This is a genomic window from Serratia sp. 2723 (genome assembly GCF_050434425.1).
Lineage (GTDB): Bacteria > Pseudomonadota > Gammaproteobacteria > Enterobacterales > Enterobacteriaceae > Chania.
In genome coordinates, this window is sequence record NZ_JBNDIN010000003.1 from 206211 (window position 1) to 223421 (window position 17211).

Genomic DNA, 17211 nt, shown 5'->3' on the forward strand with positions numbered 1-17211 from the left:
ATTTTGCTGATTAAGCGGACAACAGCTTATTCATGCGGCGGATAAACTGGTTTGGATCTTCCAGCGTCCCACGCTCGGCCAGCAGGGCCTGATCCAACAGCAGATCGATCCATTCGGCAAATTGTTCGTTATCGCCCACATCGGATGCGCGTTTGACCAACGCATGCTCCGGGTTCAGCTCGAAGATATACTTCACTTCCGGCGCAGCCTGCCCCGCAGCGGCAAACAGTTTGGCCATCTGGGTGCTCATCTCGTCGGCATCGGTGGTGACGATGGCCGGGGTATCCGTCAGGCGATGCGTCAGACGCACGTCCTTCACGCGCTCACCCAGCAGCGTCTTGACTCGCTCGATAAACGGCTCCAGCTGCTTCTCGGCTTCTTTCTGCTCTTCGGTTTCATCCGCCAGTTTATCCAGCGCTTCATCCGCTTTGCTGACCGACTGGAACACCTTACCGTCAAACTCGGTCAGGTAGCTCATCATCCACTCGTCGATGCGGTCAGACAGCAGCAGGACTTCGATGCCTTTCTTGCGGAACAGCTCCAGGTGCGGGCTGCTCTTGGCGGCGGCATAACTGTCGGCGGTGATGTAGTAAATCTTGTCCTGGCCTTCGGTCATGCGGCCAACGTACTCTTCCAGCGAGACGGTTTGCGCCGAGCTGTCATTGTGCGTAGAAGCAAAGCGCAGCAGTTTGGCGATGGCCTCTTTGTTGCCGCCGTCCTCCGCTGGCCCTTCTTTCAGTACCATACCGAACTGTTGCCAGAACTTCTGGTAGGCTTCCGCGTCGTCTTTCGCCAGCTTGTCCAGCATCTGCAACACGCGTTTGGTCAGCGCACCACGCAGGTTCTGGGTAACACGGCTGTCCTGCAGGATTTCACGCGAAACGTTCAGCGGCAGATCGTTGGAATCGATCAGGCCACGTACAAAGCGCAGGTAGTTCGGCATGAACTGCTCGGCGTCATCCATGATAAACACGCGCTGAACGTACAGCTTCAGACCGTGTTTATGATCGCGATTCCACATATCCCACGGCGCCTGAGCCGGGATATACAGCAGGCTGGTGTACTCCTGCTTACCTTCCACCCGGTTGTGGCTCCAGCTCAGCGGATCGGTAAAGTCATGGGCAATGTGCTTGTAGAACTCTTTGTACTCTTCTTCGGTCACGTCGGCTTTACCGCGAGTCCACAACGCTTGCGCCTTGTTGATTTTCTCCCAGGTGACGGTGCCGTCTTCTTCATTCTTGGTTTCGATCTCTACCGGCAACGCAATGTGATCGGAATATTTACCAATCACCGAGCGCAGACGCCAGCCATCGAGGTATTCGTCTTCGCCTTCACGCAGGTGCAGGGTAATTTCGCTGCCGCGATCGGCCTTGCTGATATCAGCGATGGTGTAATCACCTTCACCGGCAGATTCCCAGTACACCCCTTGATCTTCCGCAGCACCAGCCGCGCGGGTACGTACGGTGACCTTGTCCGCCACGATGAACGCCGAGTAGAAACCTACGCCGAACTGACCGATCAGTTGGCTGTCTTTCGCCTGGTCGGAACCGATAGACTCCAGGAAAGCCTTGGTACCCGATTTGGCAATCGTCCCCAGGTTTTCGATCACTTCTTCACGGCTCATACCGATGCCGTTATCGGCAATCGTCAGGGTGCGTTTCTCTTTGTCGAAAGACAGACGCACGCGCAGTTCGCCATCACCTTCATACAGTTCCGGCTTGGAAAGCGCACGGAAACGCAGCTTGTCTGCCGCATCGGAGGCGTTGGAGATCAGCTCACGCAGGAAGATTTCTTTATTGGAGTACAGCGAATGGATCATCAAATGAAGCAGCTGTTTGACTTCAGACTGGAACCCACGGGTTTCTTGACCTTTCATACTCATTGATTACCTCAAAGACAGTAACGACCAAATCGGACATGGGGATTAAATGGGGTTAACTGTGAGGTTTTTCAAGCGGCTGGCGGGGAATTTTTTATCAACTGATTACGGGGCAGAGGGCCGCCCCGTACAGAATCATCAGAATTTGATCGCGTGGCGTCCAGCCAGGGAGTGCGACAGCGTGGTGCCGTCCACCATTTCCAGTTCACCACCCACCGGGACTCCGTGGGCAATGCGGCTGGCAAGTACGCCATATTGGCCACACATCTCGGCGATGTAGTTGGCCGTGGCGTCCCCTTCCACCGTCGGGTTGGTGGCCAGGATCACTTCGGTGATGGTTTCCTTCTCCAGCCGTTGCTCCAGCCGATCCAGGCCGATATCGCCAGGACCGATGCCGTCTAACGGTGACAGATGGCCCATCAGCACAAAGTAGCGCCCGGCAAACTGGCCGGTCTGCTCGATGGCGTGAATATCCGCCGGACTCTCCACCACGCAAATCTGGCCGTTTTGCTGGCGGCGCACATTATTGCAGATGGTGCAGGTATCCTGCTCGGTGAAGGTACGGCAATCGGCACAGTGGCCGATCTCCGACATGGCACGGGTCAGCGCCTGTGCCAGCCGCATCCCGCCGCTGCGATCGCGCTGCAGCAGTTGGAACGCCATACGCTGCGCCGACTTCGGGCCAACGCCCGGCAGGCAGCGCAGTGCCTCCATCAATGATTCAAGGAGCGGGCTGGTTTGCATCAGAACGGCATCTTAAAGCCTGGCGGCAACTGCATCCCGCTGGAAACCGACGCCATCTTCTCTTTCTGGGTTTCTTCGATGCGACGTGCTGCGTCATTGAAAGCGGCAGCGATCAGATCTTCCAGCATCTCTTTGTCGTCTTCCATCAGGCTTGGGTCGATTTCCACCCGGCGGCAGTTATGCGCCCCGTTGATGGTCACTTTCACCAGACCTGCGCCGGATTCACCAGTCACTTCCAATTTGGCAATTTCTTCCTGCATCTGCTGCATCTTTTCCTGCATTTGCTGGGCTTGCTTCATCAGGTTACCCATACCGCCTTTACCAAACATAGTCGTCTCTCATAGCATTGGCCGCGCACCGTGCGCCGCATTAAATAGGGCGAATACTCTCTTCATCCAGATCTGCATCGAAGAACCGGCGCAGGGTCTGAATATTGGTATCCGCAACGATGGACTGGCGAGCCTGCGCCAGTTTTTCTTCATAAATGGCTTGCCGCCACTCCAGCGGAGTCCGCTCCGCCGGATTATCGTCTTCCACCACGCTGAGTTCAACCGTACGGCCATGTAACTCACTGAGTGCCTGCGCCAGCGTCTTTTGCGCCGAAGGCGAATTCAGATGACGCTGCGAAGACCGCAGGTGGAGACAAATGCTGTCCGCTGCCAGCTGCTGCTTAAAGGCATTTAGCGCCAGTTGCTGCACCAGTTTCGGTATTTTTAGCTGGTCGATCTCTGCCGCCCAAGGATCGCGCTCGATGGACTCAACCACCAGTTTAGCCGACAGCTCAGGCGTTTTTTCATGTTCGAGCGCCGTGCGCAAGGCTTTTGGCGTGGCCCGCGGTTCCGGCGCGGCTTCAGGTTCGGTTAGCGCACGCCAGCGATAGGCTTCCGGCTTGGCCGGTTTTTCCGTTACGATCTTTTCGGCCTGACGCTTCTGGCTGCGTTCGGTTACCGAGGCTAAACGCTCTAGTGCCGAGTTAGCCGGCCGCGCTATTCCTGGCGCCGCCGGCTCATTCTTTTTTGCTGTGGATGCCCCCTGTTGCCGCAGCAACTGGGTTCGCGCTTTAAGTAGCTGCGCGGTAGCATCCGGTAAATTGGTCGGCTGAGTATTCTGCGGCGACGCCGCCTGCCCTAAGGGAGGCGGCGCATCCAGATAGGGAGAAGGGGGCGCAACCGCCGTATTCCCCTGCGGCTGTGCGGGCGCGATCTGCACCATCGCCACCGGCTCCGGGATCACCGCTTTTGGGTGAAACGCCAGTGCGCGCAGCAGGGTCATCTCAACGCCCATACGGCGATCCGGAGCATAGGCCAGCTCTTTGCGGCCAACCAGCAAGGTTTGATAGTAAAGCTGTATGTCCGTTGGCGGCAGGGTGCGCGCCAACTCACGTAACCGTTGTTCAATCGCTGCGTAATGGTTGTCCAGCACCGAGGGCAGCAGTTGTACCATCGCAATACGGTGCAACAGCGCCAGCGTTTCCACCAGCAGGTTTTCCCAGTCCACGCCGCGTGATGCCGCCTGGGCGACCTGTGCCATCACTTTTTCGCCGTCGGCACTCACCAAGGCTTCCAGAATGGCCAGTGGCTGCTCATCATCCAAGGTCCCCAGCATCTGGCTGACGGTGTCGGTCGTCACCTGCCCTTGCCCCATGGCAATCGCCTGGTCGGCCAGGCTAAGGGCATCACGCATACTGCCATCGGCGGCTCGCGCCAACAGTTGTAATGCGCGGGCATCGCTGGTGATGTGCTCTGCCAGCAAAACGGTTTCCAACTGTGCGCGGATCTGCTCCACGTCCATCGCTTTAAGATGGAATTGCAGACAGCGGGAAAGAATAGTGACCGGCAGCTTCTGCGGATCGGTCGTTGCCAATAGGAACTTGACGTGCGCAGGCGGCTCCTCCAGCGTTTTCAGCAACGCATTGAAGCTGTGGCGCGAGAGCATGTGCACTTCATCGATCAGGTAAACCTTGAAACGGCCACGCGCCGGAGCGTATTGCACGTTATCGAGCAGATCGCGAGTATCTTCCACTTTGGTTCTGGAGGCGGCATCGATCTCGATCAGATCGACAAAGCGTCCCTGCTCGATCTCACGGCAGTTATCACATTGGCCACAGGGCGTCGCGGTGATGCCCGTTTCGCAGTTCAAACCTTTGGCCAGCAGCCGGGCAATGGTGGTTTTACCCACGCCGCGCGTGCCGGAGAACAGATAGGCGTGATGGATGCGCCCCAGAGAGAGGCCATTAGCCAGCGCCGTCAGGACATGCTCTTGTCCGACAACCTCTGCAAACGTTTGGGGGCGCCACTTACGGGCAAGAACCTGATAGCTCATTAAGACTTCATCACTGATTTATGGAGTAATTTCAACCCAGGTAGTACATCACAACATCGAAGACATTGCCATGTGGGCAACCAGCCTGCTGGGTGCCGGGGTTGAACCGATACCTTTTTACCATCTGGCAGACCTGCCATGGAAAACCAATACACAATGAGTTTAGTGTAACAGTACGTCCGCCGTCATTCCTATAACTTTGCATCAAGGCCGCCGTGGCCTATCAGGAACAGAAGGTCTTCAGCTTCAACGGGCGCAACATGCAGCGCTCCCTACACTTTAGCTTTTCATGCAGTGGTCGGATGAGATTGAAAGTCGCGTCATGTTATTATTCGCTGCGAATTAACGATTCATTGTGGTCAACTACTGCAGATTGAAAATGGAAAGGGCTAAATTAAGAGGCCGTTGCAGCTCTTAGGTAACCATATGATTTACTTGATTAATAGGGTTGTAGCTTTTAATCCTGATAATGGCAGCTTGAAAAACGTGCTCAATCACCGAGAAGTGTTTTTATCCAGCCTGAATGCCCAAATTCTCCATCAGTTGCTCAAAGCAGGCCCGGTTTGTCTGCGACGAGAAGAGTTACTGCAACAGGTTTGGCAACAACATGGCCTTAGCCCGGCATCCGCAACGTTAAGTCAGTATATCAGCGTCACCCGCAGAGCATTGGTCTCTATTGGCCTTCAGGAACGCCTTATTATTACCGTTGCCAAAACAGGCTATCGCCTCAACAACAGCATCCATATCGAAACGGAAAATACGCCATGTTCCCCCGGTGTGGTTGCTACAGAGTTGAACTCCCACTCCGCCAACCCACTCTCGACACACACCAAGAAAAAACCATTAGCGCCCTCTTTTCTTTATATCAACCTGGTGATCCTGCTGCTGGCCACTGCTGGCTTGCTATGTTTCCTGATCAACAAACGCTATCAAGAGTTGTACAAGCCTCAAGGCGTTATTTATATTGGCAAAATAAATAGCTGCCCGATCTATTTTCTCAATACAATACGGGACGAGGATCAACAGCGCTACCTCAAGTTTTTAGCCACCAACAACCTGGTGGCCGAGGGCTGTATAAAGGATGAAGTTATACTGGCGCAGGCCAGTCGTCAGTTGAACATGTCAGAGGGTATCGGTCATCAGTTTGTCGCCAAATGCTCAATCGATATGCAAGGAAACTATTATTATTGTGAGAATGAGTACACCACATTATGGCAATCAAACTAAAAATACCGCTGGTGCTACTGGCTCTGCTATGCTTTTTTTTCGCTCTGTATTACCTTTATCTGTCCAAAATTGACGATCCGTTGGCAGGGATCCATTGCGAAACTTCATTATACTTGAGCCATACGCTGGCAAACAGTGATGGCACGCAGGAAGGGATTGATATGACAGCGTCAATCAATTTTGCCTTCACTGGCAACAAACAAGGCGTCGTTATTATCGGTGGCCTGCTTTCCGATAATCACCACCGTTACAAATTCAAGCGAACCTACAATTTCAGCTATACCCCCAAGCCTATGTTCTATAAGTTCTCATTTCAACACCTTAAAGAACAGAATGAGGATGAGGCAGCCTCCAGGCTACTCAATACTCTACTCACTAAAGTCGGCACTCATATTGAAATCAGTTGGCTGGATGATAAAAACCTGCTGTTAAGCAATATGTTCTCCCCCATGCAAGTCTGCAATATCACCCAGTAACTCTGCCTGATAACCACACTTAAAAGCGTATCGGGTAGGGAGAGCATACAGAACGCCGACACTCCGTGAATCAGTCCCTGGAGACTCGTATTGTGCACTCTGGTGCTTAACGTTCGGATAACCTGCTGCCCCTACCTGTCTCAAGCTTCTGTGACATGGTATTAACTTCTATTATTTAGCTAATTTTATCCTTACAACAGATAATTTTGTAAAGATGGTAATATTGTCATTTAATTTATTATAAAACACTTAGTTCCCATAAAAAATTACCAGTAATAAAAACATCAACACATTGTTTTATATGATTATTTTTTTAGAAAAACCACCAAGCACAATGATATCGTGAAAATTTGACTTGCCCTATGTCATATGTTTTCTTATAGGCATCGATGATTACCATGAATTTCAATTTAATTACTAACAGTGGGTATTATAATGTTACTGGCTGAAAGTGAATCAGTACTTGAAAATGAAAGCGTTTATTTCGACATAGATAAAAACACCATAACTTTCAAAAAAGACGAGATCGTCATTACGCTTACCGAGTTTCAGGGAAGATTAGTCTTTCTCTTACTCACTGGCGTAACAAAAAAAAGGGATATCATCAAGATGGTATGGCCGGATAATCACACTTCAATTACTGACAATAACTATCATCAACTGATCTATCAGTGTAGAGCCCTGTTCAATCGTCATGGTATTCCTGCTCACGTACTAAAAACGATACCGCGCCACGGTGCGAAATTTAATTTCGCAGCCTTAGATAAGGATGACAACCCTGTTGAAGCGCTAACGGAAAAACCGAAAAAAGCATCAAAAATCTTATCAATAATAAAAAGAAAGCAGATCCATTGGACCCTGCTAATTCTGGTAATGAGCAGCTTCACGCTTTACGAATTCATATGTTGATTGCCCCCGGCGGATAAATTTCTCCAAGGTTTATAGATGACTTCTTCAATATTATCAATGCATAAAACATTGTCAGTTCTCTGTCATCAGAAAGTGGATATTTCGGCCTATGGGGCTATTGGCATCTTACTTTTGGGTCTGGGCAGCTTTCTTTGGATGGGGTGGCAAACAATGATCTCCCCAGACACCAATATCGAGCAGATTATCCTGCCACGATCCAATGCTCCCTCCCCTTTCCCCAGTAGCTCGCTACAAGAGGAACTAATCGGGTTATACGGTTCCACCACGCCCTCATCAGCCACAGGCAGCCAGGAACGCTTCCATATTCACGGCTCTGGGGCAGATGACACCCTGCTCCTAGCCGCTCCTCGCGCCAAGCTCAGAGATAGCCTGGTAGGGGTGTTGATCAGCAGCAATCCGGCAAAAAGCACGGCGATTATCGAAAGCGGCGGTAAACAGGTCAGCTACGGGATAAGCGATCGGATTGCCGGGAAATTTACCGTTCTGCGGATACTGCCAGACCGGGTCGTGATAAATGAAAACGGATTTTATGCGGCATTGATTTTAGCAGACTGATGATAGAACCCAATTAAATTCAAGTTATTGCTAACACCTGGCCTACTGATTACTTTACTGAATGGATAAAGGAATGCGCTGGTTTACTGCCTTATTTTTAATCACCTTAGCTTCGACATCCCCCGTCAGAGCAGAAACGTTCTCCGCTAATTTTAAGGGAACGGATATCCACGAATTTATCAACACCGTCAGTAAAAACCTGGGGAAGACCATTATTCTGGATGATTCGGTGAAGGGAAAAGTCACCGTCCGCAGCTATGAACAACTGGATGCCAAGGAATACTACCAGTTCTTTCTCAACGTGCTGGATGTCTACGGTTATGCCGTGATCGGCATGCCTAATAACGTGCTGAAAGTGATCCCTGCCAAGGAAGGAAAAAGGGCGGCGTTGACTCAACTCAGCACCGCCGCACAGGGTGATGAACTGCTGATGCGTATTGTTCCGTTGCGTAATACCGCAGCCAAGGATATTGCGCCCTTACTGCGCCAGCTCAATGACAGCATCGGGGTAGGTAACGTGGCCTACTATGAGAGCGGTAATGCGCTGCTGATCACCGGCCGGGCCGACGTGGTTAATGGCCTGGTTGAACTGGCCAAAGAAATGGATCGCGACGATCAGACCGTGGTGGAGTCAATTGCTCTGGAGCACGCGTCCGCACCTGAGATTGTGAGAATTATCAGTACGCTGCTGCGCGATGACAGCAAACAGAAAAGCGGTGCGCTGGCAAATACCCAGGTGGTTGCCGATGAGCGTACCAACACGGTTTTGGTCTCCGGTGACGGTGCCATGCAAGATTATCTGCGCGATTTGATCGAACAATTGGATCAGGAAAAAGCCTCGCAGGGCAATACCAAAGTGATCCGGCTGAAATATGCCAAAGCACAAAGCCTGGTTGAAGTGTTGACTGGCGTCAGCGCCAGTCTGCAAAACGAAAAACAGTCTTCCGCCGCCGAGGCTGCCGTTTCGGTAATTAAAAACGTGGTGATTAAAGCCGACGAACAGACCAACGCCCTGATTATCAGCGCGGCACCAGACGTGATGCGCGATCTAGAAGGGGTTATCGAACAGTTGGATGTTCGCCGGGCGCAGGTGCTGGTGGAAGCGGTGATCGTCGAAATGCAGGATGCCGACGGCCTTAACTTCGGCATTCAATGGGCCAATAAATACGCGGGCGGCACCCAGTTCGCCAACGCCCAGGCGCAGATCGCCCCAGGTTTTAAAGGCGGCATGAGCGAAGTCTTCAAAAACGCCAACGGACTGGTGACCGGCTTTTACAGCGGCAACTGGGCGGGATTGCTGACGGCGATCAACAGCACCAGCCAAAATAATATTCTGGCTACACCAAGCATTGTTACGCTGGATAATGAGGATGCCGAATTCAGCGTCGGCCAGGATGTGCCGATCCTGACCGGTTCCCAAACCACCAACAGCGATAACGTTTTCAACACCGTTTCGCGCAAAACGGTTGGCATCAAACTCAAAGTCAAACCGCAGATCAACAAAGGCCAGTCGGTGCTGTTGCAGATTGAGCAGGAAGTCTCCAGCGTGGCGGAAAACAGCTCGGTGGATAAAGACAATCTGGGGGCTACCTTCAACATCCGTACCGTCAATAACGCCGTGCTGGTGGAAAGTGGTGAAACGGTGGTGGTCGGCGGCCTGCTGGACAAGTCACAGTCCGAAAGCCAGAGCGCCGTGCCCTATTTGAGCCGTATCCCGGTGCTGGGTGCCCTTTTCCGCTCCAGCGCCCACAAAGACAACAAACGTAACCTGATCCTGTTTATCCGCCCGACCATTATCCGTTCTGCCGACGGTTACAGCCTGGAAAGCGTTCGCAAGGCCCAGAGCTTTCAACAGGAGCATGACCAGGACCAGCCGTTGAAAGAGGAAATGAAGGACAAACTGAGCAGCGTTCACTCGGCCAACACCGCCGCCTTCCAACGGGCGAAACAGCAACTCGTGGCCTTCTATGGACAGCAACAGCCATGAATGAGCCACATATCCCATTCAACTGGGCTCGCCAACAGCGGGTGGTGCTGTCTCAGGAGCAAGACGGCCTGACTCTCTGGTGCGCTCATGACGTTAATCCGTCGGTGTTGGCTGAGCTTGCTCGTCTACTGCCTGCCACCAGCCGTTTGATCCCGCTTGATGCGGCGGCATTCGAACAGAAACTGTTGCAGAAGTACCAACAGCAAAGCGACGATGCGCAAAAGATGATGGAAAATCTGGGCAACGAGCTGGATTTCTACACCCTGGCGGAAGAGTTGCCAGAGCAGCAAGACCTGCTGGATGAACAAGATGATGCGCCGATCATTCGCCTGATCAACGCCATGCTGAGCGAAGCGATTAAACAACGCGCCTCCGACATCCACATTGAAACCTATGAAAGTGAGCTGGTGATCCGCTTCCGTGTCGACGGTGTGTTGACAAAAATTCTCACGCCGCAGCGCCAGTTGGCCGCTTTATTGGTATCGCGCATTAAGGTGATGTCGAAATTGGATATCGCTGAAAAACGCGTGCCGCAGGATGGGCGCATCACGCTGAAAATTGGCGGCCGGGCAATCGACGTCCGGGTTTCCGTGATCCCTGCCAGCCATGGTGAACGTGTGGTCATGCGCTTGCTGGATAAAGGGAGCGTCAGCCTCGACTTGCCCCACCTGGGTATGGGTCAGGAGGAACTCCTCGCACTGCTGCGTCTGATCAATCTGCCGCATGGCATTATCCTGGTGACCGGCCCGACTGGCTCCGGCAAAAGTACCACGCTCTATTCGTTGCTCAATCAGATCAATGATGACAGCCGTAACATCATGACCATCGAAGATCCGGTGGAGTTTGAGCTCAGCGGTATCTCGCAAACGCAGGTCAATCCCAAGGTCGATATGACCTTTGCCCGTGGTCTGCGCGCACTCTTGCGCCAAGATCCCGATGTGGTACTGATCGGCGAAATCAGGGATAGCGAAACCGCACAGATTGCCGTACAGGCTTCGCTCACCGGCCATCTGGTGCTATCGACGCTGCATACCAATACCGCCATAGGTGCCATTACCCGTTTACGTGACATGGGGATCGAACCCTTCCTGCTTGCCAGCTCGTTGAGTGGAGTGCTGGCCCAACGCCTGCTGCGCAAACTCTGCCGCCATTGCCGACAGCCTTACCCCCTCACCCATGAGCAATGTTCGTTATTGCAGCTGCTGCCACAGGATTCGCCAACCGCCTGGCGGCCCGTGGGATGTGAACACTGCCATGATCAAGGTTACCTTGGCCGCCTGGCTATTCATGAACTGCTCCTGGTCAACGACGCCGTGCGTAGAGCGATCCATCAGGGGGATAGCGAATTGAACATTGAACTGCTGGCGGACGAGCAGCGCAAATCCCTGCGCCAAGACGGCATCCGCAAAATGTTGGCAGGCGAAACCAGCCTGGAAGAGGTTCTACGCGCCACCGGGGAAGAAAATCATGGCGAAGTTTAGCTATCGCGCCTGCGACAACGCGGGAAAAACCTGCAAAGGCACGCTGGAAGCGGAATCGGTGCGACGAGCTCGCCAGCAGCTGCGTGAAAAAAAACTCACGGTGCTGGACATCGCCCCGGCTCGGCAGAGTTTGCTGGCACGTTTTCACACCAACGATAAGCGGCTACGCCTCAGCAGTGGCGATTTGGCTTTAGTCATCCGTCAGTTAGCCACCCTTATTGCCGCTGCCCTGCCGCTGGAAGAGGTGTTACTCGCGGTGGCACGGCAATCGGAAAAGAAATCGGTCGCGGCCTTGATCATGCAGATCCGCAGCCGGGTGTTGGAAGGGTTCCCGCTGGCGCAAACGCTGAGCCAGTATCCCGCCGTGTTTGACCGCCTGTTCTGCGCCATGGTGGCCGCAGGCGAAGCGACCGGTCAGTTGCCCCTGATCCTCACCCAGTTGGCCGACCACGTGGAGCAGCGGCAAAAAATCAAAAGCAAAATGACCCAGGCCATGACCTACCCGGTGGTCTTGACGCTGGTGGCGATTGCCGTGGTCAGCCTGCTATTGACTGCCGTGGTACCCAAGGTGATCGAACAGTTTATCCATATGAAGCAGGCTTTGCCGATCACCACCCGCATCCTGATTGCCTGTAGTGACTTTTTACGGCAGTGGGGACTCCCCCTGTTACTGATCGTCGTTACAGCCTTGCTGGGAGGCAGGCAGTTGCTGAAGCAGCCGCATCTGCGACTGGCCTGGGACCGACGCTTGCTGAAAATCCCCGTGCTCGGGCCACTGTTTCTCACGCTCAATACCGCACGCTATGCCCACACGCTCAGCATCTTGAACGCCAGCGCGGTGCCCTTAATCGACAGCATGAAAATCAGCGCTTCGGTGCTGGCTAACGAATATGCACGCGAGCAGCTTCTCAACGCCATGGTACGCGTGCGGGAAGGCGAGTCGTTGTATCAAACGTTGGAAAATACCGCGCTGTTTTCACCGATGATGCGCCACATGATCGCCTCTGGTGAGCGCAGTGGTGAACTGGACACTATGTTAAAACGCGCCGCCGATATGCAGCAGGATGCACTTAACCAGCGGATCACCATGGCATTGAGCCTGTTTGAGCCACTGCTTGTCGTGAGTATGGCCAGCGTCGTGCTGTTCATCATCCTGGCGATACTGCAACCCATCCTTCAACTCAACAGTCTGATTGGTTAACTCATGGAGAACACAATGTATTCAACCCCCACTTCACCACGACAGGCTCAACAGCGTGGCTTTACCCTGCTGGAAATCATGGTGGTGATCGTCATCCTCGGCTTACTGGCCAGCTTTATCGTGCCGAACCTGATGGGTAATAAAGATAAAGCCGACAGACAAAAGGCCGTGAGCGATATTGTCGCGCTGGAAAATGCGCTGGATATGTACCGGCTGGATAATGGCCGTTATCCCAATAATCAACAGGGATTGGCAGCCCTGGTTGACAAGCCGACAACCCCGCCGACGCCACGCAATTATCCTGAAGAAGGCTATTTGCGTCGCCTGCCACAGGATCCCTGGGGCAACGATTACCAACTGCGGAATCCTGGCAAAATGAGCAAGATAGAGATTGTTTCCGCTGGTCAGGACGGCGAGTTCGACACTGAAGACGACATCAGCAATGACACCTCGAGCTAATCGCCGTCACAGAGGATTCACACTACTGGAAATGATGCTGGTCGTGGTGTTGATCGGCATCACCGGTACGTTGGCGTTTGGCCGTCTGTCCGCCGACCGGAACCCCTTCACTCGTCCGGCGACAACGCTGATGGCCACGTTACACCATGCGCAGGAACAGGCCATACAGCAAGAGGCGTTGTACGGACTGGCCCTGGCGCGCAACGGCTGGCGCATGATGATCCATCGCGGCAATCGTTGGCACCAGGTTCAGCAGCCGTCCTTCACCTTGCCAGAGCGGATGGACATTGCGCTCCAGATTGAGCAACAGCCCATTTCCCTGCCAACAGGGCTGACATCCCAAACCGAACCTCAGCTCTGGATCTATCCAGGCGGTGAAACCAGCATATTTACCTTAAGTCTGTTACAAGGCGGCTGTCGCCAACGCTTCACCGCCAACGGATTTATGACCTTTCAACGCGATGAGGTGCAGTGCGATGAAAAGTAAAACACAGCGAGGCATGACCCTGCTGGAAGTTTTGGTGGCTTTGGTAGTGTTTGCCATCGGCTGCATGACCGTGATCCGCACTACCAGCCAGCAAATTCGTAGCCTGACTGAGTTAGACAAGAAGATCGTCGCGGGCTGGGTGGCCGATAACCAACTGGCCATACTGACTCTCAACGGCAGACGCCCTTCGCTGCTGTGGCAACAAGGCGGTGAGAAAATGGTCGATCGTGATTGGTTCTGGCGCTATCGCAGCCTGCAAACCACCGATCCCCAAGTTTATGCCGTGGATATAGAGGTCACCGATGACCCCGCATTCACACGCTCAACGGTACAGGTTCGCACATGGATGAAATAACCCTCCCCCGCCAGCGGCAAAAGGGATTCACGCTGATTGAAATGATGCTGGCTATCGCCATATTTGCGCTGCTTTCACTGATGGCAACGCAAATTTTGCGCAGCATTTTGCAAACTAACCAACGGGTGCAGGAAAAAACCCAAGAGATGACGCAAATTCAATTGGCCCTGGCGCTGATGGAGCGGGATATCAGCCAGGCCACGGTGCGGCCAGCCGCCGATGAATCTCGCCCAAATCTGGCCGATTTCATCGTGGTGAAAGGCACGTCGGATGAAATTGAACTGGTACATCGCCACTGGGCAAATCCTGGGGCGATGATCGCTCGTTCTTCGCTAGAACGCGTGAAGTACCGTCTGAGGGCTGGCCAGTTGGAGCGGTTGAGTTTCCCCACTCCCGAAGCTCCTCTCTCTCAGGCGCGGATTGTGCCAGTACTCCAGGGGGTTGAGCGTTTTCAGCTACGATTCTCGCAGACCGGTGCCTGGCAGGACGGATGGTATGCCAGCGCCGTGTTACCACAGGCTATCGAAGTCACCGTTGAATTACCGAAATATGGCAGCCTGCGCCGCATTATCTTACTGGCAGAGCAGGCGTTATGAAGCGAGAAAAAGGGATGGCACTGCTGATGGTGATGCTGTTACTGGCCTTGATGGCAACAATAGCCGTAGGTATCAACCAATTCTGGTACTCGGCGTTTAACCGTACCCTCAACCAACAGTCGCGTATTCAGGCCAAATGGGATCTGTTAGGGGGCGAAACCTTTGCCCGCCAATGGTTGATGGAGAGTCTGCAAAGCGAACCTGAGGTTCATCTTGGTCAACGCTGGGCCAAACCCGGCCAATCGCTACGTACCGAAGGCGGCAATATTGCCATTACCTTCAGTGATGCTCAGGCCTGTTTTAATATCAATAGCTTGAACTATCGCGTTCCTTCTGTTGATCAAACGGCAGAAAAACCATTCCCGCCTACCGAAGACAGCCCGCCCCCCGTTTTCAGGGCCGATATCGCTCATCAGGTCTTCAACGCCTTATTGACCAATCTTGGCTTTAGCGAAGTGGAAGCACGACAGCTAAGCGACAGCATCAAGACGCGATTAGCCCCGGGCTCACTGGCATTCAGTGACATTTCCGAACTTCGCCCAATGCCGGGCGTTGGACGCGAACGTTTTTTGCGGCTCTCCCCAGTGCTTTGCGCATTACCGGAGCAAAATCCGCAGATTAATATCAATACCTTAGGCTATGAACAGCTACCGCTATTGCAGGCACTCTTTCTCAACAAAGCCTCGCAGAATGCGTTACAGCAGTTGCTGGCATCCCGGCCCTTTAACGGCTGGAAAAATGTCAGCGATCCCGCCTTTCAGCAAACCTTGCGCTCGTTGCACCTTCCCCCGCTGGAGGGTGAAAAGCTGCTGGCCACCCGTAGTCACTACTTTTACGTCCGTCTGACCACAGAAAGTGACAGGAGCGGCTACCAATTACAGAGTTTTTTGCGTTATCAACGGAAAAAAATAAGCGTGATCGAACGTCAGTTAAGATATGGAAGGGAGCAGTAATGAGCATGGAAACCAAGCGGCTGATACTGTCACTGGGAGGATCGCAGGAACCGATCCTTTGGTGCTGGGGCAGCCTGGCAAAGGACGATTGTCAGCGGCAGGGCGAGTTGTTCGAAGGGGAAAGCCTACCGGAGGAAGTTCTTGAGACCCCTGCCATCGTTCTGGTTCCTGGGCAGCAAGTGGTGTTACGCACCGCACAATTCCACGGTTCCTCTCGGCTAGCCACGGCTCAGACGCTGGCATTTCAGTGTGAAGATGAACTACTTGAGGAGGTAGAGGCGCTGCATTGGGTGATCCTGGGGCACGAGGGAGCAAACTATGCATTAGCCGGTTATCGCCGCACGGACATGCAAAACTGGCTGGCGTTACTGGCCTCACTGGGTATTCGGCCCAGCGTATTGCTGCCGGACGTGCTGGCTTTCCCCTACACAGGGCAACCTACACGGCAGGTTCTCCGCCAGTATGCGTTGTGGCGAATCGGCAAGTGGTCTGGCTATTGCCTGCCCCAACATTGGTCATTGCCACAGCTTGATGTCGGCGACCAAAACCAGGCCGTTACCGATACCTCAACCCTATGGCAGTGCGCCGTCAATGAAGTGGATAACGATACCACCTTACTCAAAGGGGAATTTACCCCCAGCGCTCAATGGCGAACTTCTGGCGCCTGGCGTTATTGGGCGTTGAACGCTGGCCTGGTGCTGGTCCTGAGCGCATTAGCGATGGGGTGTTTTCATCAATATGAGCTGACAAAGACCCTGCATCAGCAGATGGGGCAAACCCAGGCTCGGCTTTTTCCCGGTGAAAAAACACCTGTAAAACCATTGGAGGCGATAAAAAATCGGATAAAAATCCTGCGGCACCAACAGCAGCAGCCGCAGTTTTTCGAGCTGGCACAACAGCTGCGCCAGGCGCTACCTGCACAGTATCAAAACAGCCTCCAGCGGCTGAAATTTGATGGCGATAATGCCGAACTGTCGATCACTCTCAACGTCACCGCAGCCCAACCCTTCAGCCGCATCAATGAGCAAGGCAATCAGGTTTCACTGCAGCCCATCGCCGGGGAAAACTCAGCAATACTCACCGTGAAGGAAAACCCATGATCCCGCTACTCCAGACAAAGGGTAAAAAGCTAACCTGGGCCTTCGTCGCCTTATTAGGGCTTGGCCTACTGGTAAGTTATTGCTACCAACTGGCTCAGGCACGGCAGGCCGCAGCCGATCTCCTCGAGCTGCAACACCATGCACAACGTCTGGCTCGCCTACAATTGGCCCAACCCAGCGTGGAAAGCCTCTCGCTGCCGCTAACAACGGTGATTGAACAATCTGCGCTACGCCATCAACTTACCCTGATATCTATGGAGCCCGAGGAGGATGAGATCAACCTGACCTTGGCCCCAATGCCTTTCGACCGGCTGATTATCTGGCTGGCCGAATTACAGCGTGAACACGCTATCAGAGTACAAACTTTAAAAGTGACCGCCCTCCCGGCACCGGGAACGATCCACGTTGATGCGTTGCGTTTGCAGCGCCTGTTTTCACATTGAGGTTAACAATATCCAG

18 protein-coding genes and 1 other annotated feature are annotated in these 17211 nt (G+C 53.4%); of the genes, 14 read left to right on the top strand and 4 right to left on the bottom strand.

Going from position 1 to position 17211, the window contains the following annotated elements:
• Window positions 1-10 precede the first annotated feature (10 nt).
• The 4 genes from htpG to dnaX all read right to left on the bottom strand — a co-directional run bounded on the left by htpG (window position 11) and on the right by dnaX (window position 4945).
• A complete protein-coding gene (gene htpG, locus ABIE29_RS05920) occupies window positions 11-1876 on the bottom strand; it encodes a molecular chaperone HtpG (RefSeq protein WP_429617240.1) in 1866 nt (621 codons plus the stop codon).
• 141 nt (window positions 1877-2017) lie between these two features.
• Window positions 2018-2623, bottom strand: coding sequence for a recombination mediator RecR (gene recR, locus ABIE29_RS05925; protein WP_024484410.1), 606 nt, complete (start codon window positions 2621-2623; stop codon window positions 2018-2020).
• Window positions 2623-2952, bottom strand: coding sequence for a YbaB/EbfC family nucleoid-associated protein (locus ABIE29_RS05930; RefSeq protein WP_021180123.1), 330 nt, complete (start codon window positions 2950-2952; stop codon window positions 2623-2625). Before ABIE29_RS05930 ends, recR begins: the two co-directional genes overlap by 1 nt.
• Window positions 2953-2992: 40 nt before the next feature.
• Window positions 2993-4945 carry a DNA polymerase III subunit gamma/tau gene (gene dnaX, locus ABIE29_RS05935; protein ID WP_429617241.1) on the bottom strand — a complete coding sequence of 651 codons (1953 nt, stop codon included), beginning with the start codon at window positions 4943-4945 and terminating at the stop codon, window positions 2993-2995.
• Window positions 3596-3660 (bottom strand) — a sequence feature (DnaX frameshifting element). (Overlaps the previous gene by 65 nt.)
• A gap of 426 nt (window positions 4946-5371) precedes the next feature.
• On the opposite strand from dnaX, the gene ABIE29_RS05940 reads away from it, so the two are divergent.
• The 14 genes from ABIE29_RS05940 to gspM all read left to right on the top strand — a co-directional run bounded on the left by ABIE29_RS05940 (window position 5372) and on the right by gspM (window position 17195).
• Window positions 5372-6172 (top strand): winged helix-turn-helix domain-containing protein, encoded by an 801-nt coding sequence (locus ABIE29_RS05940; RefSeq protein WP_429617242.1) that lies wholly within the window; start codon window positions 5372-5374, stop codon window positions 6170-6172.
• Window positions 6157-6648 carry a hypothetical protein gene (locus tag ABIE29_RS05945; protein WP_429617243.1) on the top strand — a complete coding sequence of 164 codons (492 nt, stop codon included), beginning with the start codon at window positions 6157-6159 and terminating at the stop codon, window positions 6646-6648. Before ABIE29_RS05940 ends, ABIE29_RS05945 begins: the two co-directional genes overlap by 16 nt.
• Window positions 6649-7083: 435 nt before the next feature.
• Window positions 7084-7557, top strand: a complete 474-nt coding sequence (locus ABIE29_RS05950) for a winged helix-turn-helix domain-containing protein (protein ID WP_429617244.1) — start codon at window positions 7084-7086, stop codon at window positions 7555-7557.
• A gap of 36 nt (window positions 7558-7593) precedes the next feature.
• Window positions 7594-8133 (top strand): type II secretion system protein N, encoded by a 540-nt coding sequence (locus ABIE29_RS05955; protein WP_429617245.1) that lies wholly within the window; start codon window positions 7594-7596, stop codon window positions 8131-8133.
• 61 nt (window positions 8134-8194) lie between these two features.
• Window positions 8195-10120: a type II secretion system secretin GspD gene (gene gspD / locus ABIE29_RS05960; RefSeq protein ID WP_429617246.1), complete on the top strand. Its 1926-nt coding sequence runs from the start codon at window positions 8195-8197 to the stop codon at window positions 10118-10120.
• Window positions 10117-11601: a type II secretion system ATPase GspE gene (gene gspE, locus ABIE29_RS05965; RefSeq protein ID WP_429617247.1), complete on the top strand. Its 1485-nt coding sequence runs from the start codon at window positions 10117-10119 to the stop codon at window positions 11599-11601. Before gspD ends, gspE begins: the two co-directional genes overlap by 4 nt.
• Entirely contained in the window at window positions 11588-12802 is a 1215-nt protein-coding gene (gspF, locus tag ABIE29_RS05970; protein WP_429617248.1) for a type II secretion system inner membrane protein GspF, read from the top strand. Before gspE ends, gspF begins: the two co-directional genes overlap by 14 nt.
• A 15-nt stretch (window positions 12803-12817) precedes the next feature.
• Window positions 12818-13261, top strand: a complete 444-nt coding sequence (gene gspG, locus ABIE29_RS05975) for a type II secretion system major pseudopilin GspG (RefSeq protein ID WP_429617249.1) — start codon at window positions 12818-12820, stop codon at window positions 13259-13261.
• On the top strand, window positions 13245-13748 hold the full coding sequence (locus ABIE29_RS05980) for a pilus assembly FimT family protein (protein ID WP_429617250.1): 504 nt from the start codon (window positions 13245-13247) through the stop codon (window positions 13746-13748). The genes gspG and ABIE29_RS05980 overlap by 17 nt, the downstream gene beginning before the upstream one ends.
• Window positions 13738-14103: a type II secretion system minor pseudopilin GspI gene (gene gspI, locus ABIE29_RS05985; RefSeq protein ID WP_429617251.1), complete on the top strand. Its 366-nt coding sequence runs from the start codon at window positions 13738-13740 to the stop codon at window positions 14101-14103. The genes ABIE29_RS05980 and gspI overlap by 11 nt, the downstream gene beginning before the upstream one ends.
• Window positions 14091-14699, top strand: coding sequence for a type II secretion system minor pseudopilin GspJ (gene gspJ, locus ABIE29_RS05990; RefSeq protein ID WP_429617252.1), 609 nt, complete (start codon window positions 14091-14093; stop codon window positions 14697-14699). Before gspI ends, gspJ begins: the two co-directional genes overlap by 13 nt.
• Window positions 14696-15652: a type II secretion system minor pseudopilin GspK gene (gene gspK, locus ABIE29_RS05995; protein ID WP_429617253.1), complete on the top strand. Its 957-nt coding sequence runs from the start codon at window positions 14696-14698 to the stop codon at window positions 15650-15652. Before gspJ ends, gspK begins: the two co-directional genes overlap by 4 nt.
• Window positions 15652-16752, top strand: coding sequence for a type II secretion system protein GspL (gene gspL, locus ABIE29_RS06000; protein ID WP_429617254.1), 1101 nt, complete (start codon window positions 15652-15654; stop codon window positions 16750-16752). The genes gspK and gspL overlap by 1 nt, the downstream gene beginning before the upstream one ends.
• The gene (gene gspM, locus ABIE29_RS06005) at window positions 16749-17195 is read left to right on the top strand and encodes a type II secretion system protein GspM (protein ID WP_429617255.1); all 447 of its coding nucleotides are present in this window, start codon (window positions 16749-16751) and stop codon (window positions 17193-17195) included. Before gspL ends, gspM begins: the two co-directional genes overlap by 4 nt.
• Window positions 17196-17211: the final 16 nt, after the last annotated feature.